Raw genomic sequence first — 20,135 nt, 5'->3', positions numbered from 1 at the left:
ATCATTCAAATAGCTCTGCATTGCTAAAAGATAGTCCGACTTCGTCTTTGCTGGATAGAGTATACGAATCCAATTTAGGCCAGTTTATATTGATCTCAGCATCATTCCATAAAATGCTTCTTTCAGATTGAGGTGCATAGTAGTTCGTCGTTTTATAAACAAACTGTACTCGTTCACTCATCGTAAGAAAACCATGTGCAAATCCTTCTGGGATCCATAACTGGCGATGGTTTTCAGCACTTAAATGAACACCAACCCATTGTCCAAAGGTACTGGAGGATTTACGGATATCGACTGCAACATCAAAAACCTCACCTTCTACACAACGTACCAATTTGCCTTGCGCATGAGGGTCCAGTTGATAATGTAAACCACGCAGCACCCCTTTTTTGGACATTGAGTGATTATCCTGAACAAACTCTACATTTCGGCCTACAGCCTTATTAAAAATATCTTGGTTAAAACTTTCATAAAAATAACCACGATCATCACCAAACACTTTTGGCTCAATAATTTTTACATCTGGAATTTTAGTATCAATAATCTTCATTATAATTTTCCGTTGTATAACGCCATCAAATATTTGCCGTAATCATTTTTCAGCAGCGGCTGAGCAAGCTCTTTAAGCTTGTCAGCATCGATAAAGCCCATACGGTAAGCAATCTCTTCTGGGCAGGCTACTTTCAACCCCTGACGTGTTTCGATGGTCTGAATAAAATTATTCGCTTCCATCAAGCTCTGATGTGTTCCAGTATCAAGCCATGCATGCCCACGTCCCATAATAGAGACAGACAGTTCGCCCTTCTCAAGGTAGAGATTATTGATATCGGTAATTTCCAGTTCACCACGTGGAGAGGGCTTAAGATTCTTAGCCAGTTCAACAACGCTGTTGTCATAGAAATAGAGGCCGGTCACTGCATAGTTACTTTTCGGCTCAGTGGGTTTCTCGACCAGAGAAATCGCTTTCCCGGTTTTATCAAACTCAACCACGCCATAACGCTCTGGGTCATGCACATGGTAAGCAAAGACCGTTGCGCCATCTTTCTTGTTAGAGGCATCTTCAAGTTGTTTATGAAGGTCGTGACCATAGAAGATATTGTCGCCGAGAATCAACGCGCAGTTATCATCACCGATAAACTCTTCACCCAAAATGAAGGCTTGAGCTAAACCATCTGGACTTTCCTGGACCTTATATTGAATCTTTAAACCCCATTGGGAACCATCACCAAGCAGGCTTTCAAAACGTGGCGTATCTTGCGGGGTACTGATAATCAGGATATCGCGAATTCCCGCCAGCATTAGTGTGCTAAGCGGGTAGTAGATCATTGGCTTATCATAGATGGGCAATAACTGCTTACTCACTGCCATCGTTACTGGGTAGAGGCGCGTTCCTGAACCGCCAGCAAGGATGATTCCTTTTTTACTCGTCACAACGTTATCCTTCAATTTGTTAATCTGACTTTAAGACACTCAGTGATAAATTTCATCTAACATGCGAATAACTCCAACCTTCCATTCAGGCAGGGTTAAATTAAATGCAGTGGTGAATTTACTGGTGTTCAGTCTGGAATTTAATGGGCGTTTTGCTGGCGTCGCAAAGGCGGAGGTATCAACAGTGTTGATCGCTGTGGCTTTAATCGGTAACCCTTTTTCACGCACATGCGCAATAACTAAATCTGCATAGGCATGCCATGTGGTAACCCCTGAAGCAATCAGATTATAGATACCGCGTTTTTCTGGTTCAACCAATGTGGTTCTGATGGCATGTGCGGTGCAATCAGCGATCAATTCCGCCCCCGTTGGCGCGCCGAATTGGTCGTTGATGACGGAAAGACTTTCACGCTCTTGCGCCAAGCGGATCATGGTTTTAGCGAAATTATTACCTTTGGCAGCGTAAACCCAGCTAGTGCGGAAGATAAGATAGTTGGGCGCATACGCCTCAATCGCTTCTTCACCCTGGCGCTTGGTTTTGCCATAAGCATTAAGGGGCGAAGTCACATCGTCTTCACACCACGGGCGCTCACCGCTGCCATCAAAGACGTAGTCAGTTGAATAGTGAACCAGTAAGGCGTTCACATCGCGAGCTGCCTTAGCCAACGCTTCAACACTGGCGGCATTAATCAACTCAGCATTCTGTAAATCGCTTTCAGCTTTATCCACTGCGGTGTAGGCAGCAGCGTTAACGATGACATCAGGCTGAATATCGCGTACTGATTTCGCAATACCTTCAGGATTAGTCAAGTCACCGCAATAATCCAATGAATGGCGGTCTAAAGCGATAACCTCACCCAATGGTGCTAGCGCACGTTGAAGCTCCCAGCCAACCTGGCCATTCTTACCCAGTAGCAAGATTTTCATTAGCTGCGCTTCTCGTAGTTTTGTTCAATCCAGTTCTGGTAGGCACCGCTTTTAACATGCTCAACCCATTCATGATTATCCAGATACCACTGCACCGTTTTGCGCAAACCCGTTTCAAAGCTTTCCTGCGGTTTCCATCCCAGCTCGCGCTCAATCTTGGATGCATCAATCGCATAACGGCGATCATGACCAGGGCGATCACCCACGTAGGTGATTTGTTGAGAGTAAGGCGTCTCTTTCGGACGTAATTCATCTAACAACTCGCAGACCTTGTGAACGACTTCGAGGTTTTGCTTCTCGTTGTGGCCACCAATATTGTAAGTCGTGCCGGTTTTCGCTTGGGTAACGACGGTATATAAGGCGCGTGCGTGATCTTCTACATACAGCCAATCACGAATTTGGTCTCCCTTACCATAAATGGGTAAAGGCTTGCCTTCTAAGGCATTGCTGATGATGAGTGGGATGAGTTTTTCAGGGAAATGGTATGGGCCATAGTTATTCGAACAGTTGGTCACCACAATCGGCAAACCATAAGTACGGCCCCAGGCACGCACTAAGTGGTCGCTGGCGGCCTTGGTTGAAGAATATGGACTGCTTGGCGCATAAGGCGTTTCTTCAGTGAACATAGGAAGCTCGCCTTCCATTTCATCCGGGTGTGGCAAGTCACCATAGACTTCATCCGTTGAAATGTGATGAAAGCGGAAAGCGTTTTTACGTTCTTCGGGTAAAGCCATCCAGTACTGGCGGCTGGCTTCAAGTAAGGCGTAGGTGCCAACAACGTTAGTCTGCACAAATTCAGCAGGCCCAGTAATGGAACGATCCACGTGGCTCTCTGCCGCGAGATGCATAACCGCATCCGGCTGATGTTCAGCGAAGACTTTAGACAAAGCAACACCGTCGCAAATGTCGACATGGCAGAAGGTGTAACGCGAGGTATCACTGACCGTTTTAAGCGATTCAAGGTTGCCCGCGTAGGTCAGTTTATCGACGTTAATCACCTCATCACTGGTGTCATTGATAACATGACGCACCACAGCTGATCCGATAAAACCTGCACCACCAGTAATTAAAATCTTCATAACGTTGGGTTGTTCCTGACATTGCGGCCGAGAGATCCCGGCCAGAGGAGAAAAAGTATTCGCTACATTAGCAACAGGCAAAGCTACCGCCCTTGGGTTACAGCTCCCAACATGCTGATGTGTAAAAATCACCTTTAAGCATAGTGCCTATTTTCGGTCTCTAGCACTATCTGCTTGAAATAATTTTAATTCTTTAGAAATGTTCAGAAAGAATTAATTGTTTCAGGACTTAATTTTACCACTGTGGTTGAGTGAACACGACCCATATGGCCTTCGCCAGTTAGCGATGGTTTACTATTTAACCGTTTGTGCGGTTGAGTCATTGAAGGATCGTCTACCTGCGGGCTTTTGGAAGCAATCAGAAAGTGACGAAAAAAAGAAGTGGGTCAAATGAGGGGCGAAAAAAAGCGGACATTACGTCCGCTTGATGGTGTGAAGATTACTTAAACCCATCCGGGTTCTTCGACTGCCAGTTCCAGGTATCGCGCATCATCGCATCGATACCACGCGTTACACGCCAATCCAGCTCATTATTCGCCAGAGTCGCATCAGCCCAGAACGCCGGTAAATCACCGTCGCGACGCGGCTTAAACTCGAACGGAATCGCCTTGCCGGATGCCTTCTCAAAGGCTTTAATCATCTCCAGCACTGAGAACCCTACCCCGCCACCGAGATTATACGCTTTGTAGCCTATCACTTTCGGCAGATGATCCAGAGCCTTCAAGTGACCTTCGGCCAAATCCACCACGTGGATGTAGTCGCGCTGCGCAGTGCCATCTGGCGTGTCGTAGTCATCACCAAACACACCCAGCTTCTCCAGACGCCCAATCGCCACTTGCGCAATGTACGGCAGCAAGTTGTTTGGGATGCCAGTTGGGTCTTCGCCAATCTCGCCGGACTCATGCGCGCCCACTGGGTTGAAGTAACGCAGTGCGATGGCTTTGAAATTCGGATCGGCTTTCGCGAAATCGCGCATAACGAATTCGATCATCAGCTTAGAAGTGCCGTACGGGCTGGTGGTGCCACCGATTGGCGTGGTTTCCACATAAGGAACCAGTGCATCGGCGCCGTATACTGTCGCTGACGAGCTGAAAATGAAGTTCCACACGCCTGCAGCGCGCATCTCTTCGAGCAACACCACGGTACCCGCGACGTTGTTCTCGTAGTATTCCAGCGGCATGCGGGTGGATTCACCCACTGCTTTCAACGCCGCAAAGTGAATCACGGCAGAGATGTCGTTAGCCGCAAACAAGTCACGCAGGCAGGCGCGATCGCGGATGTCGCCTTCAACGAACACAGCTTTCTTGCCAGACAGCTTCTCCACGCGGTTAACCGCTTCGCGTGAAGCATTGCAAAGGTTATCCAGGACCACAACGTCGTCACCGCGCTCTAACAGCGCCAGCACCGTATGGGAGCCGATATAACCTGCTCCGCCCGTTACCAAAATAGCCATGTGTACTCCTTTAAACCGCGTAAAGGACGCGGCATGAGAATGGATTATTTCGCCAGGATGTTCTGGATAGCTTCGCGGAAATCACGACCCTGCGCGTTGTTACGCAGACCGTAAGAAACGAATGCCTGCATGTAGCCCAATTTTTTACCACAGTCGAAGCTGGTACCGGTCAGCAATTGTGCATCAACCGGTTTTTTCTTGCTGAGAGAGGCAATGGCATCGGTCAGCTGAATACGACCCCATGCGCCTGGCTCGGTCTTTTCCAGTTCTGCCCAGATATCGGCGGAAAGCACATAGCGACCTACCGCAGTCAGGTCAGAATCTAACTGGCCCGCTTCTGGTTTTTCGATGATGTTGGTGATGGTGCTGATATCGCCTGGGTTATCAATCGCCGCTTCAGTGGTCAGAACACCGTATTCGGTCAGATCTTCACCCGGCATGTGCTTAGCCAGAACCTGTGAACGGCCGGTCTCTTCGAAACGAGCAACCATAGCTGCAAGGTTATAACGCAGGTGGTCAGCCGTTGAGTCATCCAGCAACACGTCTGGCAGCACCACAACAAAGGGGTTATCGCCGATCATCGGGCGAGCACAGAGTACAGAGTGTCCCAGACCCAGCGGGTTCGCCTGACGCACGTTCATGATGGTCACGCCGGGCGGACAAATTGATTGCACTTCGCTCAACAACTGGCGCTTAACGCGTGCTTCAAGCAGCGCTTCCAGCTCATAAGTGGTGTCGAAGTGGTTTTCCACTGCATTTTTGGAAGCATGGGTGACCAGCACAATCTCCTTGATGCCCGCAGCGACGCACTCGTCAACAATGTATTGAATCATTGGTTTATCGACGATTGGCAGCATCTCTTTCGGGATAGCTTTTGTTGCAGGGAGCATATGCATACCGAGACCCGCAACCGGGATTACTGCTTTAAGCTTGGTCATATTTATTCCATTTCATGAAGTGAATACGTGGGGTCGATTATGCAGGATCGGCCGGTGCAGCAAGTATAATCTTAATCTGAAAAACCGGCACTAACTCTCTGTCACGACATCAAAAATCGGAAAAGCACCCCGCTGCCGCTTCGCCTGATCGAAGCAAAATGGACGCGTTAAACTGCTGAAAAACAGTGGGAGGTGAGTGTAAAAGTGGGCGCGGTTAAGACCAGTGGTTTACAGAATGAATTCAGCGGGATTTGATCGTGGTGCACGCGGGTAGATCGCGCCATAAACGGCGTAATGTGTGTCATTTAAGTGCGTTTCGGTCCCCATAAATGGCGCCCCTACGTTGTTCGGTGCGAATTTCATCGGGTGCGCATTTATGCGTACCGGGTTGAATACACACTGATTGGCTTAAGTGAGCGGCATTACACCATAAATGGCGCCGCTACATGTTCGGTGCGGTTTTCGTGGGGTGCGCATTCATGCGTACCGGATTGAATACGCACTGATTAGCTTAAGTGAGCGGCATTACGCCACAAATGGCGCTGCAAAGATGCAAACCAGCGGGGAAACGTAGCGGCGCGATTTATCGCGCATGTTGGCAGCAGCACTGCGGCTATAACGCGCCATAAATGGCGCCGCTACGGATTTATAAGAGGTTGAAAGGGATACTTAAAGCCAGCCCTCAAACCACTCCGGCATCACAAACAAGTTGAAGTGATTCACCAGCACCATCAGGCCAACAAACACCACCGACACTGACACCCACTGGCGTGCATATGGCATAAAGCGGATGCCAATAACCGGCTTAATAAAGAAGGGATGCGCAAAGGCCGAGATCAGCACCTGTGAAATCGACAGCGTTAGCGCGACATACAGGACGTTTGGCCAGATATAGGTCGTCGCCAGCACCACGACGACCACCAGGCTCGCCACGATATTCCAGTAAAATTCGACATTGGTTTTGCCGTTCGCCTGCGAAATCGCACCCGTTAAGCCCCCCATTGGACGCAGCATACCAAACAGCAGCATCAGCGGGATGAGATGGTAAACCTGCTCATGTGAAGCGCCATACAGCACGCGGACAATCACCGGCGACAGAATGCCGATCGCCAGATACATCACGCTACTGAATAACATGATGACGAAAGTACCTCTCAGGAACAGCTTTTTCAGTTGTTCAGGATCGTGCTGTTTCTCCGCGAAACGCGGCAGAGCCAGACGGTTAATCACCGGGGAGACCAGTTTCAATGGCTGCAGAATCAGTTCTTTCGCCAATGAATAGATACCCAGCATCTCCGCGCCCATCACTTTACCCACAATCAGGGCATCCGCTTGGGTACGTAACTGGTTAATGGTCTGGGAGCCAAGCTGATAAATACCGTAACGCACCGCGCTGATGAACGTTTTCGCTTCAAACTCCCAGGTCGGACGCCATGACTTATCACCAAAGTAGATCATGCACAGGATGCGCGTGAAGGCATTGATAAACAGCCCGAGAATGGCCGCCGCCACGGTGAGCGACGTGTAATACAGCATCGCTACGGTGCAAATGAACGCGAACAGTTTGGTTCCCATCTCAATTTTCGCCAGCGTCACCATGCGTTTTGATTTCACATAGTGCGCCTGGTACTGCGACAGATGCCCCAGTACCAAGAAGTTGAGGCTGGTGAGCATGATCAGCCCGGTAAGCTCTGGCAGGTGATAGAACCATGCCACCGGGAAGGCAATCGCCAGCATGATCAAGCCGGTGCACAAGCTGAGCGAAACGTTCACCCAATAAATGGTGCTTTGCTGACGGCGATTGATGTCCTGACGATGCACGATGTAGCTGCTCATCCCCATATCCTGCAAAACCGTCGCCACGGCCAGGATGGCATTGATAATGGCCAATAAGCCCAGCTCATGCGTTTCCAGTTTACGCGCCAGTACGCTGAGCTGTAACACCTGCAACAACGCTGCAAAGCAGGTACTGCCAAACAGCCAGACGGCCTGTTTCTTTAATCCGCTCACACCATTTGCTCCAGAATTTTGGCCAGCTCACCATAGGCAATGTGCTGATTGAACTCGGTTTCCACTTTTTTACGAGCAGCAGCGACTACAGGTGCGACATCCACATCGCCACGTGATAAACGCAACAGCGTTTGTGCCAGCTCCTCGGCATCATTTTCAGAAACCAGCCAGCCGCTGACGTTGTTCTGAATCAGCTCTGGAATACCACTGTGATAGGTCGAGACCACCGGTAGTCCCACCGCCATCGCTTCCATCAGCGCCACCGGAATCCCCTCCATGTCACCATCAGCCGCCGTTTTAGACGGCAACAGGAAGATATCGGCATCATTGAGCGCCTGACGAATCTCATCTTGCGGCTTGAAACCCGGCATGGTGACAAACTCTTCCAGCCCCGCGCGGGCAATATGCTCGCGCATCATGCCATCCTGCTCACCGTTCCCGATGATGGTGAACTGGAACTGTCCTCCGTTATCCCGCAGGATTTCGCTGGCTTTGACCGCCACATCCAGCCCTTTCTTCTCAGTGAGACGCGCCACCGAGACGATACGCAGCGGTTGATGAAATGCTTCACGCGGCATGAAGTTAAACTTCTCCGGCTCAATGCCCATCCGCGTCACATGGACTTTCTCGCGTGGGCACCCCATTTCAATCAGCTTGTTCTCCCACAAATGACTGATCGGTAGCATCAATTCACTCTGTTTGAACAGGTTGACGTAGTCGAGTTTGTGCTCTTCAAGAATGTGATGACGCGAAATATCGGCTCCGTGGAACACCGTCGCCTGCTTGCCCTTTAACACGCCGAGTTCACGCAACTTATTGGCCAGCGCACCGGCGTAGCCAAAGTGCACCAGGAAGACATCGGCAGTGAAGGTTTGCTTGGCATTAGCGACAATCGCTGGCAACAGCAATTTTTTGGCCTGCGCGCCGTAACGCCCGACATTGAGCGATTTGATCAGCGCAGGTTTTGCGATCTTCGGCAGCATTAAACCAATGCGCTGCGTCAGTTTATCGAGATTCGAGACTTTCTCTTCCGGCAGGAGATAGTGTGTTTTCGCTGCCAGATTGTAATCATCGAACGCGGCGTGGCGATTAATCATATCGCCTGGGAACACGGAGATAATCTCCACGTCGTAGCCTGCGTCGATGAAATGCGTCACCTGATTGAGGACAAACGTCTCAGAGGCAACCGGAAAACGCATGGTGAAAAAGGTCAGCTTCATCACTTACCCCAGCACGTTGAGAATTTCTGCCGTAATGCGGTTGCCAATTTCACGCTCCTGCTCCACCGCGGTGTCCACTTTGCGCTTCACGTTGTCGTAATCGGCCAGCACGGTTTGCACCCGGTCGATCAGTGAACCGTCCATCAGGCTCTGCACGTCAGTGGCCATTTGCGGCAAGCCGAGCTGGTTCATCACGCCGAGAGATTTGTGCTCGTAGTTGATGGCCACAGCCGGAGTACCAAAGTTCATGGAGATGATGGCGGAGTGCAGACGGGTGCCGATGGTCAGGTGACAATGGCTTAGCAGGATGCCGAGTTCGAGGTCGTTGAACTCGTCCATGATGACGTGGTAATGCTCAGGGTTATCAACGTGATCACGCAGCGTCAGCGCCACCATGCGGTCGTCTTTGGCGTAGCTGTCGATGCCAGTACAGGTAGAGAAAGCCACCACCTGATAGCCCTCCGCAATCATCGCGTTGATCACTTTACCGAAGGCGGCTTCGTACTCTTTCTGCGTGACACCGAGGCGTTTATCGAACGGTGCCAATTCACGCACGGTAATGGCGATGGTTTTACGTGCGCTGATGATGTTTTTCCAGTGCAGCAGGTTGTGGCTCGGGTTTTCCACATCACGCGCTTTCACCAAGAAGGCGGTATCGACGCCCTTCTTCACCCGGTTGGTGGTGACGCCGTCTTGTTTAAGACGGTCGAAGCTGACTTCTTCACGCAACACCAGGCTATCGACGCGATCAAACACGAAGTTGGCCAGTGCATTAACACGAGGATTCTCGAACGGTCCTACTGAGTGGCCAATCATGTGCAGCGGCTTTTTCGCCATCAGTGCACAGAGCGCGTGGTCAAACTGCGTAACACCATAAAGATCGACGAAGAATGAGCCACCCACCTGAATGATCGCATCATATTTTGCCAGACTTTGGGTAAACGCCGTCAGATGAGGTGGGACCGAAAACGATTTGTACAACCCACCTTTACCCAGGTGTGCCATCATGATGTCGGGCATCAAGCGGTTCGCCACTTTACGCTTTACGCTGCCCACCAGCCCTTTAGCTGATTTGCTATTGTGCAGAAACAGGGAGTCTTGCTGGATATCCTGCTGCAGTAAATATCCGGAGCTTGTTGGATAACGGCTAATAACATCGATATCGATGTCCCCACGGGCAGACTTTAACGAATCAATCAGTCCACGCAAAATCGCGCCATCCCCACGATTTCCACAGGTATGGTTTCCCACCAATAAAATCTTCATAAACACTCCAGATAAATTTTTTTAATTTTTACAAGCCGCGCCATTTCCTGAACTGGCAAAGTGAACTCTGTGTAAAAAACTGCTAATGGGAACAATGCCCTAAATGAATGACTTCTAATATTTTGGGCGCCGTCCAGGCCGCGCCATAACTCTCTGACTCATCCCCGCAGCGACGCGATTTATCGCGTAAAACTCAATTGCGCCGCTACGGCTTAGTACTGTTATCAGGACTTCAACGCAAAATACGGCAGCGCAACCTGCTCACCGTTGATCACCACCGAAACAAAACCTTTAGGTGCACGCGTATCCACCTGTTCCGGCTTCAATGCGCGAGAGGCAAGCAGCAAGTCGCCCTGCTCATTCCCGCCAATCCCCGCTTTACCATTGTGCAGACTGAAGCGCTGCGGCGCTTGCTGGCTACCACTGGGGGGATTGCCCTTATCCATTTTTGCGTCAACACGCGCGCACTGTCCGGTCAGGAATCGGTCCTTCGCGGTACTTTTAATCAGCACCACAGCAGTCGGCGTCCAGCCCGCCAGTTTGACGAAAACTCGGGTGTCCGATTTACTGCGCGTTTCAAAGCGCACCTCAAGCACCGGAGAACTGCCCTCTGCTGACCAGCTCGCCTCGGCATTATTGGTTTTGCGTTGCAGTTGAATAACCGCGCGTCCGCCTGTGGTTTTGCCATCAATGACATCCATCAACGGCTGGTTCATCGTGCCGTTGTTGAACTGCGACTGACCAAACACCTCGATTTCCCAACTGTCACCCACGGTCGGTGAAAAGAAGTTAGCTAATTCAAACCAGGTTTCCTGATTGGTGTTATTACTGAGGCGAAAACGCGAAGTGATGTAGTTGTATTTCAGGCTGCCATCAATGGCGACACCGTAGGATTCAACACGCGTCGAACCCATCTCCCACATGCTTAACCAAGGTTTTCCCTGCAGCGAGTTGTCGATCCAACTGCCGGACTGCAGGTTGGTTTGGCGCATATTGAGACGCGAGTTGTGGGCGATCAGCGGGTTCTTACAATCTTCCAGGCTCAGTGCATCGATAATCCACTGACCGTCAGAGATATCACCCGGATGTTCGGTATGTTCAATCCAGCCGTTGTGAATCAGTGACTGACCGCAGCGTGGCAGATTCAGCACCATGCCGCCCGAGCAGTGCTGGGCGTTGAAGTTGGAAAGCTCAATCGCCGTGCTGTGATCCCATACGCCGATTTTCTGTCCTGACCAAGTGGCTTTAATGACATCACCGGTACAGGATTGGGCGTACCACTGGTCAATTTTGCAATCCAGCGTATCCATCAGGCTGAGGCAGACACCGCCTACACGATTAAAACGCAGGCTGGCCCCACGGAAGAACTGGCCGCCCGGACAGGTGTTGTGGAACAAACCTTGTTTGTTCGGGCGCTGGTCATTGTTGCCGTTGAAATTGAGATTTGAGATTTCGGTCCAGCGTGCATTCACCGAAAACAGGAATTCGGAACGGCCATCTGACACCAGCGTGGTCGCCGGGAAATAGCCAAAGTTGACCATCGCGCCTGAGATACGGAAGAAGCGCTGTTGTTCATCGCCAAAATCGCAGCCTGAAACAAAGAAGGTTCCCGCTGGGAACTGCACGCAAATAGGCTGATCGGCATCTTTTGACCACTGATACATCGCTTTGATTGCCGGCGCAGCATCGGTTTTTCCATCGGCAATCGCGCCAAAGTCAAACAGCGACAGGCGGTTGAAATCTTCCACTACACGGCGCCAATAAAAGCCGTTGCCCGAGAAGATCACCCCACCGTCATCTTTGCCTTCACCGAAGGCGCCAACGAATTCACCGCCGCCCACTTCCAACCCTTCGTGCCAGCTTTTAAGCTTGATCTTCGCCCCCGCAAACAGCGGACGCGTTTTGCGCAGATCTTCCACCGAAGGAATTTCACCAATCAACTGATAACCATTAGGCTGCGCCAGACGCTGGCTAAAATTGCTTTGGTTAGGACGTGAAACATCCGCGATGGAAAACAACGTGTTTCCCTGATTGTCCTCCACCACCATAGAGTGTGAAGGATTCGCAATCAGCGCGGCATTATCGTGAATAAACTGCGCAAAATTACCTTTATTCAGGGCAATGGGCTGGCTGATTTGCGACACTTTGCCGCTGGCGTCACGCAGAAACACGGGGATTTGTTGACCCGCTTTACTGGCATCCTGGCCCGCCTGACCAATCCATAGTTTCCCCTCAAAGTTCTGCCAGAACTGGGGTGGCATTGTGTAGACATTTTCTGGCGTCAAAATAGGAACATCACCCTGCGGAACGGTCGACGGATCGACAGCTTTCAACGCAGGCTGACCACTTTTTGCGGCATAGCTGGAAAACGCACTCACCGAGAGCGCGGCGACAATGGAGGAGGCTGCGGTCTGCAAGACTTCTCTTCTTTTCATGCTTTAAATCCCGTGGTCATATTGGGCCTTAAGGGCCATAAGTGTGATCCCGGAGGCATCTCGCCGTCATACTTCACGCCACTGGGGCGTTGCCTGCTAGCCTTCGCCCGGTGACTTACTGATGTAAGCGCACGGGAGACTCAAGCATTTGCCGCCTTCCTGCGGCATGAATGATTGGTTTAAACCAATGCAAGCCAGCTTTGTTTGATCTGGTTTCCGTCAAACTTCAGTGCAGTTTCTTTGGTTTTTTCGCTCATGGCGTAGAACAGGCCATCATCGCTGGCCAGTTGGTCCATGCGCGCCAGGAATGTGGTTTTATCGTTCATCGGCACCAGAAAACCATCTTCGCCATGATTGATGATCTCTTGCGGCCCGGTTGGGCAGTCGTATGCCACGACAGGGAGTGACCATGATTTGGCTTCCAGCAGCACCAGCGGCAGACCTTCATAGCGTGAGGTCATCAGCGCCATATCGCTATCGCGGTAGTAATCATTGATGTTGCTGACTTTGCCGACGAAATTGACGCTGTCAGTTATGCCCAGTGCCGCAGACTGATCGTGCAGCTGCTGGCGCAGTTCACCGTCACCCGCAATCACCAGCTTCCACTCAGGATGGGTTTTGCTAAAGTCAGCCCAGATATCCAGCAGCAGATCGAAACCTTTTTGATTATCGAGACGACCTACGGCCAGAGCCTGGCGGCTGCGCGTCTGACGCTGGAAGGCTTTGTACACCACCGGATTAGGAATCTGCTTGCTGGCAATATTCCAGCGGCTAAACACCTGATGATCTTTATCTGTCAGGACAATAACTTGGTCGTAATAACGCAGCAGCATCCACTTCAGCAGCTTGATAGGCTTGCTGAACGAGTTAATCGCGATGTGCTCACAGGCGTAGGCCTTAAAGCGCTTTTTCTTCAGCGCCATCAGATTCCAGAATGCGAACATCACGCTCAGGCGGCCCATGCTGATCAGAAATACGCTGTCGAAGCCTTCCTGATGAATACGCGCGACCGCACTTTTAATCGGGTTACTGTGGCCTTCAAAAGTGACAATCTCTTTTACGCGATCGAACGGGTAAAAGGTTTTGCCGTTTCCTTCCAGCGAATAAATGGTGACGGCATGCTGTTCACCGAGACACTCCGACATGAAATTGCAGATGTTCTCTGTGCCCGCATACGAATAGGCATCTTTAATCACTAAGACGATCTTTTTCATCTGATTCTTTTCACCTCAATATTCCCAATTCCAGACCCTAGTCATTTGCGTTGCGGCCAAGCGGCAAGTGCGTTCAGTCCTCGGTGCTTACTCAGGTAAGTGACCGGGAAGAACGTGCGCAGCCAACACAGCGGCAGCGTGAAGAACATCGGGTCTTAGCGGTGCTTAAGGGCGAAAAGTACGCCGTTCACCATGTACCACGTGTAATAGTAATAGATTTTTAACGGATTGTTTTTATAGATAATTCTTAATAATTCGAGGTGCCATTTTGCGGCTTTGTTTTTGTTGCGTGACAACGAATCACCCAGCTCGTAATAGTTGACCAGCGTTTTCTGGATCACCCGGGCTTGCTTGTAGCGGAGGAACAACTCATAGAGGAACAGGAAATCTTCGTGGCCTTTGCGCTGGAAGAAGATCCCCTGTGGAGGACGGCGGAAACATACGGAAGAAAAGCAGACGCGATACTGCTTCTTCACGAAGTTTTCCTGCTGCAGATAGGGTTTACTGTACAGAATGTCGTGGTCGGCACTTTTGGTTTTGTAGTGATAGTGCGTAATAACAAAATCATCTCCCGCGGCTATCGCTGCGGTTTGCTCAGCGAGTTTCTCCGCGTGCCATTCGTCATCGCTGTCGAGAAACGCAATAATCTCTTCTTTCGCAGCGCGTAAGCCCACGTTACGCGTTTCCGCGGCACCCAGATTCACCTCATTACTCAGGATCGTAATACGTGCATCGGTACAATGTTCACGGACAAAGGCCAGCGAATCATCGGTGGACTGGTCGTTAATCAGATAGAGATGCCAGTCTTTATAGGTCTGATTGACGATCGACTCAACCGCACGCAATACCGTTTTACGTGCGTTATACATCGGCATCACAATACCGACGGTGCCAACATGATTTGTCATTTGAATACCCGGAGTTTCAGGAACCAAAAAATTGCCCCCGATACGGGAGCAAGTGAAAGTCTAAAAAAATGAATCAGGAAACCGCGCGCCCACCTGAGAAACGCGATTTCACCTTATCAAGCAGGCGATTCATGAAATAAGCGCGATTGTCGCGATTAGTCAGGAAGAAATAGCGTGCAAAACTGAGACTCGCCAACAGCGAATTGCCATCCATCTTGTAGCGCAGCGGCAATTTAAACGCTTTGTAAGTGTGGATATCGCGCGTTGTCAGATGCGGCTTCATGGTATCCAGCCAGAAGAAGGAATACTTGACCGATTCACCTTTGTGTTTGGAACCAAATTTGGTCACCAGATGGTACGTGGCCAAAGGCTTGTCAATCATCACGAACTCATAGCCCATGCGGTCAGCGCGGATGCAGAAGTCGTAATCCTGATGGCGAATGTAGCGCGCATCAAAAAGGATTTTTTCGGCATCTTCGCGTTTCAACACGATGGTGCTGGTCTGAATAAAGCCATAGCAACCAAACAGATATTCAGCAACCGTTTCATTTTTTCCCGGCGGCTGCATCGGCATGACTTTGAGGTACTGACCATCTTGATGAATATTGACCTGGCTGAAAATCACGTAATGCGATTTTCCCTGCGCCTGCAGTTTGACGATGGTGTCGTGTACGATCTGCAGCTTGTCGGCTTGCCATTCATCATCAGCATCCAGGAAGCTAATGAAGTCACCTGTCGCCAGTTCAATACCCTTATTACGTGCGCCAGCTCCGTTGAGTTTGACCTCAGACAGCTCGAGCTTGATATCCAGATCCTGATAACGCTCACTGCGCACCACTTGCGCCAGCTTGGCTGCATCAGCGGATTTGTCATCGACAATAATGACTTCAAAATTACGGTAGGTTTGCGCTTTAACGCAATCCAGCGTTGTGACAATTGATTCCGACGCGTTATAGGCGGGAATAACAATTGAGAAGCGAATGTCCTGCATTGCCAGCACCTCTTAAACAGCTGTTCCAGGTTCAACGGTAACGCGGACAGCCCTCAGAAAGGAATCGGCTTTGTTCTGAAAAATCATGCCGTTATTTCTCTTTCTCATTGAGCTGCAGCGATCCATCACGGACTTTCCTAAGACTGTGCTGTGTGTATGTTTAAATGAAAGCTTCCTCTCGATAATTTGTGTCAATGCAAGGCAGCACAAGCTCCAATGCTGCTGTGGACAAATTATGACGAGGAATAAAAAGGGGCGGATAATCCGCCCCAAAGGTTAGCTCTTGGTTTCTTTACCGTACTCGTAGTTGTAGTAGTCGTAGCCATAACCATAGGCATTCGACGCTTTACGTACCACGGCGTTAAGGATGACGCCTTTGATCTCGATGCCGTTCTGCGCGAAGCGCTTGTAGCTGACATCCAGTTCTTTGGTGGTGTTGGTTTCGAAACGTGCCACCATCAACGACGTCCCCGCCAGCTTACCGATAATAGAAGCATCGGTGACCGCCAGAATTGGTGGTGTATCGATCAGCACCAGGTCGTAGTTCTTACTCGCCCAATCCAGCAGTTCACTCATGCGACGGTGCATCAACAGCTCAGAAGGGTTCGGCGGCACCTGTCCACGTGGCAGGAAATCAAATCCGTATACGCCCTTTTGAATCATGCTCGGCGAAAACTCGCTTTTGCCGGACAGCACGTTGGAGAGACCTGTTTTATTATCCGCGGCCAGCAGTTCGTGGGTATAACCACGACGCATATCACCATCGATAAACAGCACACGTTGACCTGCTTTCGATACTAAGGTGGCAAGGTTGGCACAGATAAAGGTTTTACCAATACCAGGACTTGCACCCGTAATCATCAGGATATTGTTCTTCGCTTCCATCATGGCGAAGTGCAGGCTGGTACGCAGACTACGAATCGCTTCAATAGAGAGGTCAGTCGGATTACCCAGCGCCAACAGCGTATTGTGCGGATCGCTTTTCTCTTTGTGAGCACGACGCGCCAAGGCTTCGGTGTCTTTTTTACGCTGCCATTCAGACAGCGGCACGCTGGCGTAGACATTCATGCCCAACTCTTCGAGCTGCTCTGGATTCTCGATACCGTGATGGAACAGCGCTTTCAACAGCACCAAGCCGATAGACAACATCAAGCCCAGAATAAAGCTGGCTACGATGATCAGCAGCTTCTTCGGTGCTACTGGGCTGCCCGCCGTTTCTGCATTGTCGATGATGCGCACATCACCTACGGTACTGGCTTTGCTGATACCCAGTTCTTGCTGACGGTTCAGCAACTGCATGTAGATTTCCTGACCTGACTGGACATCACGCGTCAGACGCAGAATCTCTTGCTGGGTTTGCGGCATGCCGGCAATTTTCTTGTTCAGCTTATTCTGCTCGTCTACCAGCGTCTGGCGTTTTTCCAACAGCGCACGATACGTCGGGTGATCTTTGGTATAGAGCTGAGAAACTTCTGCCTCTTTGAATGTCAATTCGTTCAGCTGGCTCTGCACACTGACGGAGGAGTCAAGCGCTGACTTCGCTTCCAGCGACATATCAACCGACTCATTCTGGCGACGATAGGTATTCAGTTTGTCTTCAGCAGTGTCCAGATCGCTACGCACCTGCGGCAACTGAGTGCGTAAGAACTCAAGGCTCTTTTCAGCTTGTTCAGACTTGCGGTCAACGTTCTGCAACAGGTAGTTGTTCACAATCTGATTCAGGACGCGGCTGGCTTGTACCGGATCTTCATCCTGGAATTCCATACCCAGCACACCGGTGGTTTTACCTTTATCCGCAACCGTCAACGCACCCAGCACGTTTTTAATGGCCTGCAAATCGCTAAGCTTGGTAACGTTGAAGCTGGTGCCTTCATCTGCCTGGATGCCGCTCACCAGCATGGTCACTTCACCGTGCTGCTCTAACTGACCCACACGACCTTTAAACAGCTCATCGCCATCACTGGTGACGGTGTAAGTTTGCGGCCCCGTGACTTCCAGTTGGACGGTACGCTTTTCAATGGTCTTTGGAATCTCTAAGCGAGAGATGGCGATTTCTGACGGCTTGTTGCCCATCAGTCGCGATAAACCTTTACCAATCACCGGGAAGTAGTTCTGCTGCACCACGGTATCCAGACCCAAGTCAGTTACCGTTTTGCCAATCACCATACGCGACTCAACGATCTGAATTTCAGTATCAGAAGCCGGTGTGGTAGGCAGCACATCTTGTAATTCATTCAGAACCGATGCGGTATTCTTCTGCTCCACCTGCACCATGGCATCGGCGCTGTAAATCGGTGTCGCAAACAGTGTGTAGAGCGTTCCCACCAGCATAAAGAAGGCGGTAACGGCAACAATGATCCAGCGATGATCAATTAGCTGTCCCACAAGATGCGCCAGATCCCATCCACTCGAATCTTCTTTTGGCGCGGTCATAACCTTGTTTTTAATATTCATGGGTATTCCCAACTATCGGCTTAGTACGTTGACCCATTTCTGGGTAGCGTTTTCCAGTAACCCGTAGACCTCTTCGAAGGCCTCGCGACTTTTTTTGTACGGATCCGCAATTTCCTGCTGATTGAGCCAGTGCCCAAGCAGCATGGTTTTTCCGCGAGCAGCTGGGTCGATGCGATTCACCTGTTCAACGTGACGCTTCTCCATGACCAGAATCAGGTCATAGTCACGGCACATGCTGGCCGTTAACTGCTGTGCCTGATGTCCATCCAGCGATACACCGTGTAATGCGGCTACATCGCTGGCTGTCTGGTCCGCCGGGTAGCCTTTCAGGGCACCGAGCCCTGCAGAAGCCACCCGGGTTTTAGGTAGCGCGCGCTGGAACAGACGCTCCCCGGTAGGGGAGCGACAGATATTGCCGACGCAGACAACTAACACGGACTTGATCATACTGAAACCTTAGTTAGACCAGTTGCGGAAACGCAGTGCTGCGGAGCTTGCATCGTCGATACCCACGATGGTTGGCAGCAGCGAAGAAATCACACGGTTCCAACGGGTAATCGGGGTCGCAGTGACGTAGACGATGTCGTACGGTTCCAGTTGGAATTCGGTGCCCATCACCATGGATGCCGCATCTTTGGTGTTCAACTGATAGATGTTGGCAATCTTGGTACGATTAGCGCCGCGAATCGGACGGATAACGAACACACCGGTCGCGTCAGAGGTGGTTTGGTCCATACCCTGCGCATTGCCCAGCGCTTCAGCCAGCGTCATGCCGCTGCGGTCCATTTTCAACGTGGCCTGCTGCTTCACTTCGCCCATGACAAAGACTTTCAGATCATCGTTACGCGGAACGTAGAGAATATCGCCCGGATAAAGCAGATGGTTCTGGCTCAGGTCGCCGTTTTGCATCAGCGCCTGGAGTGAAATGCGTTGTTCTTTACCTTGGTGCGTCAACACAACGTTACGCCAGTCGGCATCGGCAGCTAAACCACCGGCGGCGTTAACCGCATCCAGCACGGTCAGCGGTACGTTGGTGATGGCCTGTTGACCGGAGGTGGTGACCGAGCCGGTAACGTAGGTTTTCTGCGAACGGAACGCCGCAACGTTGACATCCACCTGCGGGCTTTCAATGAACTGCGCGAGGCGACGCGCAATCTCAGCGCGGATTTCTGTTACGGTACGGCCTGCAACGCGCACTTTACCGATATACGGGTAGAAAATAGTGCCATCGGCCTGTACCCAGTTACCGGTGTCACTGGCGCTACGATACTGGCCCGCAGGCGTGGTCAGCTCGGGGTGATCCCACACGGTGACGTTCAGGACATCGCCGATACCTACTCGGTATTCGTAGCTCTGAATTTCGGTTTGCAGCGCTGGATTAGCTTGCGCAACCAGTGGCTTAGCACGCATCTGTTCAACCAGACGTGGCGTCAGCGGGAAGACGTTTACGTATTTGTCGATGTCAAAGTTGCTATCCTGTTGCTCAATGACATCTTTTCCGCTAGTGGAAAGGTGCGAACCTGGTTCAATGGTGCACCCGGAGAGAAAAGTCGCGGATACCAGTAAAGGTATCAATTTAATTTTCATTATCATCTGATTCTTCGCTATCAGTTAATGATTGATAGAGGCGAAAACGCCGCTGTGTAGCGTCTTATAAAAAAATAAACGTGACGGGTTAAACACTGAAACTGTGGGTCATTATCATTTGCTCCCTTGGTTTTATGTTGTCACCGTGCCCTTGGACGACATCAATAAGGGGGGAGTCAATAACCTGCCGGCCCATCCCCACTCTATTCATGCTCGATAATG

At 50.7% G+C, this 20,135-nt stretch carries 16 protein-coding genes; all 16 read right to left on the bottom strand.

What is annotated here, in order from left to right; genetic code table 11:
- Nucleotide 1: 1 nt before the first annotated feature.
- Nucleotides 2-550, bottom strand: coding sequence for a dTDP-4-dehydrorhamnose 3,5-epimerase (gene rfbC / locus HA51_RS13725; protein ID WP_084935061.1), 549 nt, complete (start codon nucleotides 548-550; stop codon nucleotides 2-4).
- The gene (rfbA, locus tag HA51_RS13720) at nucleotides 550-1,431 is read right to left on the bottom strand and encodes a glucose-1-phosphate thymidylyltransferase RfbA (RefSeq protein ID WP_084935059.1); all 882 of its coding nucleotides are present in this window, start codon (nucleotides 1,429-1,431) and stop codon (nucleotides 550-552) included. Before rfbA ends, rfbC begins: the two co-directional genes overlap by 1 nt.
- A gap of 39 nt (nucleotides 1,432-1,470) precedes the next feature.
- Entirely contained in the window at nucleotides 1,471-2,358 is an 888-nt protein-coding gene (gene rfbD / locus HA51_RS13715; protein ID WP_084935056.1) for a dTDP-4-dehydrorhamnose reductase, read from the bottom strand.
- The gene (gene rfbB / locus HA51_RS13710; protein WP_084935054.1) at nucleotides 2,358-3,437 is read right to left on the bottom strand and encodes a dTDP-glucose 4,6-dehydratase; all 1,080 of its coding nucleotides are present in this window, start codon (nucleotides 3,435-3,437) and stop codon (nucleotides 2,358-2,360) included. The genes rfbD and rfbB overlap by 1 nt, the downstream gene beginning before the upstream one ends.
- 439 nt (nucleotides 3,438-3,876) lie before the next feature.
- Nucleotides 3,877-4,890 carry a UDP-glucose 4-epimerase GalE gene (gene galE, locus HA51_RS13705; RefSeq protein ID WP_084935051.1) on the bottom strand — a complete coding sequence of 338 codons (1,014 nt, stop codon included), beginning with the start codon at nucleotides 4,888-4,890 and terminating at the stop codon, nucleotides 3,877-3,879.
- A gap of 44 nt (nucleotides 4,891-4,934) precedes the next feature.
- Entirely contained in the window at nucleotides 4,935-5,828 is an 894-nt protein-coding gene (gene galF / locus HA51_RS13700; protein ID WP_084935048.1) for a UTP--glucose-1-phosphate uridylyltransferase GalF, read from the bottom strand.
- A 669-nt stretch (nucleotides 5,829-6,497) separates the two neighbouring features.
- Nucleotides 6,498-7,838: a lipopolysaccharide biosynthesis protein gene (locus HA51_RS13695; protein WP_084935046.1), complete on the bottom strand. Its 1,341-nt coding sequence runs from the start codon at nucleotides 7,836-7,838 to the stop codon at nucleotides 6,498-6,500.
- On the bottom strand, nucleotides 7,835-9,058 hold the full coding sequence (locus tag HA51_RS13690) for a glycosyltransferase (RefSeq protein WP_084935044.1): 1,224 nt from the start codon (nucleotides 9,056-9,058) through the stop codon (nucleotides 7,835-7,837). Before HA51_RS13690 ends, HA51_RS13695 begins: the two co-directional genes overlap by 4 nt.
- Nucleotides 9,059-9,061: 3 nt before the next feature.
- Nucleotides 9,062-10,324 carry a colanic acid biosynthesis pyruvyl transferase WcaK gene (gene wcaK / locus HA51_RS13685; RefSeq protein ID WP_084935041.1) on the bottom strand — a complete coding sequence of 421 codons (1,263 nt, stop codon included), beginning with the start codon at nucleotides 10,322-10,324 and terminating at the stop codon, nucleotides 9,062-9,064.
- A gap of 224 nt (nucleotides 10,325-10,548) precedes the next feature.
- Nucleotides 10,549-12,759 carry a phage tailspike protein gene (locus HA51_RS13680; protein WP_084935039.1) on the bottom strand — a complete coding sequence of 737 codons (2,211 nt, stop codon included), beginning with the start codon at nucleotides 12,757-12,759 and terminating at the stop codon, nucleotides 10,549-10,551.
- 179 nt (nucleotides 12,760-12,938) lie between these two features.
- Complete coding sequence (locus HA51_RS13675) at nucleotides 12,939-13,973, bottom strand: glycosyltransferase (protein WP_084935036.1); 1,035 nt, start codon at nucleotides 13,971-13,973, stop codon at nucleotides 12,939-12,941.
- A 155-nt stretch (nucleotides 13,974-14,128) separates the two neighbouring features.
- Nucleotides 14,129-14,881: a glycosyltransferase family 2 protein gene (locus tag HA51_RS13670; protein WP_084935035.1), complete on the bottom strand. Its 753-nt coding sequence runs from the start codon at nucleotides 14,879-14,881 to the stop codon at nucleotides 14,129-14,131.
- A 73-nt stretch (nucleotides 14,882-14,954) separates the two neighbouring features.
- Nucleotides 14,955-15,872, bottom strand: coding sequence for a glycosyltransferase family 2 protein (locus HA51_RS13665; protein WP_084935032.1), 918 nt, complete (start codon nucleotides 15,870-15,872; stop codon nucleotides 14,955-14,957).
- A 276-nt stretch (nucleotides 15,873-16,148) separates the two neighbouring features.
- A complete protein-coding gene (gene wzc / locus HA51_RS13660) occupies nucleotides 16,149-18,326 on the bottom strand; it encodes a tyrosine-protein kinase Wzc (protein ID WP_084935031.1) in 2,178 nt (725 codons plus the stop codon).
- 12 nt (nucleotides 18,327-18,338) lie between these two features.
- Complete coding sequence (locus HA51_RS13655; RefSeq protein WP_084935030.1) at nucleotides 18,339-18,773, bottom strand: arsenate reductase/protein-tyrosine-phosphatase family protein; 435 nt, start codon at nucleotides 18,771-18,773, stop codon at nucleotides 18,339-18,341.
- Nucleotides 18,774-18,782: 9 nt separating this feature from the next.
- Nucleotides 18,783-19,913, bottom strand: a complete 1,131-nt coding sequence (locus tag HA51_RS13650; protein WP_139810686.1) for a polysaccharide export protein — start codon at nucleotides 19,911-19,913, stop codon at nucleotides 18,783-18,785.
- Nucleotides 19,914-20,135: the final 222 nt, after the last annotated feature.

This window comes from Pantoea rwandensis (assembly GCF_002095475.1).
GTDB classification, from domain to species: Bacteria; Pseudomonadota; Gammaproteobacteria; order Enterobacterales; family Enterobacteriaceae; genus Pantoea; species Pantoea rwandensis.
This window is presented reverse-complemented; position numbering and strand designations above follow the sequence as displayed.

Coding starts and splice junctions, on each gene's coding strand:
- rfbC (WP_084935061.1), bottom strand. CDS start 550: ATGAAGATTATTGATACTAAAATTCCAGATGTAAAAATTATTGAGCCA.
- rfbD (WP_084935056.1), bottom strand. CDS start 2,358: ATGAAAATCTTGCTACTGGGTAAGAATGGCCAGGTTGGCTGGGAGCTT.
- rfbB (WP_084935054.1), bottom strand. CDS start 3,437: ATGAAGATTTTAATTACTGGTGGTGCAGGTTTTATCGGATCAGCTGTG.
- galE (WP_084935051.1), bottom strand. CDS start 4,890: ATGGCTATTTTGGTAACGGGCGGAGCAGGTTATATCGGCTCCCATACG.
- galF (WP_084935048.1), bottom strand. CDS start 5,828: ATGACCAAGCTTAAAGCAGTAATCCCGGTTGCGGGTCTCGGTATGCAT.
- HA51_RS13690 (WP_084935044.1), bottom strand. CDS start 9,058: ATGAAGCTGACCTTTTTCACCATGCGTTTTCCGGTTGCCTCTGAGACG.
- wcaK (WP_084935041.1), bottom strand. CDS start 10,324: ATGAAGATTTTATTGGTGGGAAACCATACCTGTGGAAATCGTGGGGAT.
- HA51_RS13680 (WP_084935039.1), bottom strand. CDS start 12,759: ATGAAAAGAAGAGAAGTCTTGCAGACCGCAGCCTCCTCCATTGTCGCC.
- HA51_RS13675 (WP_084935036.1), bottom strand. CDS start 13,973: ATGAAAAAGATCGTCTTAGTGATTAAAGATGCCTATTCGTATGCGGGC.
- HA51_RS13670 (WP_084935035.1), bottom strand. CDS start 14,881: ATGACAAATCATGTTGGCACCGTCGGTATTGTGATGCCGATGTATAAC.
- HA51_RS13665 (WP_084935032.1), bottom strand. CDS start 15,872: ATGCAGGACATTCGCTTCTCAATTGTTATTCCCGCCTATAACGCGTCG.
- wzc (WP_084935031.1), bottom strand. CDS start 18,326: ATGAATATTAAAAACAAGGTTATGACCGCGCCAAAAGAAGATTCGAGT.
- HA51_RS13655 (WP_084935030.1), bottom strand. CDS start 18,773: ATGATCAAGTCCGTGTTAGTTGTCTGCGTCGGCAATATCTGTCGCTCC.
- HA51_RS13650 (WP_139810686.1), bottom strand. CDS start 19,913: ATGAAAATTAAATTGATACCTTTACTGGTATCCGCGACTTTTCTCTCC.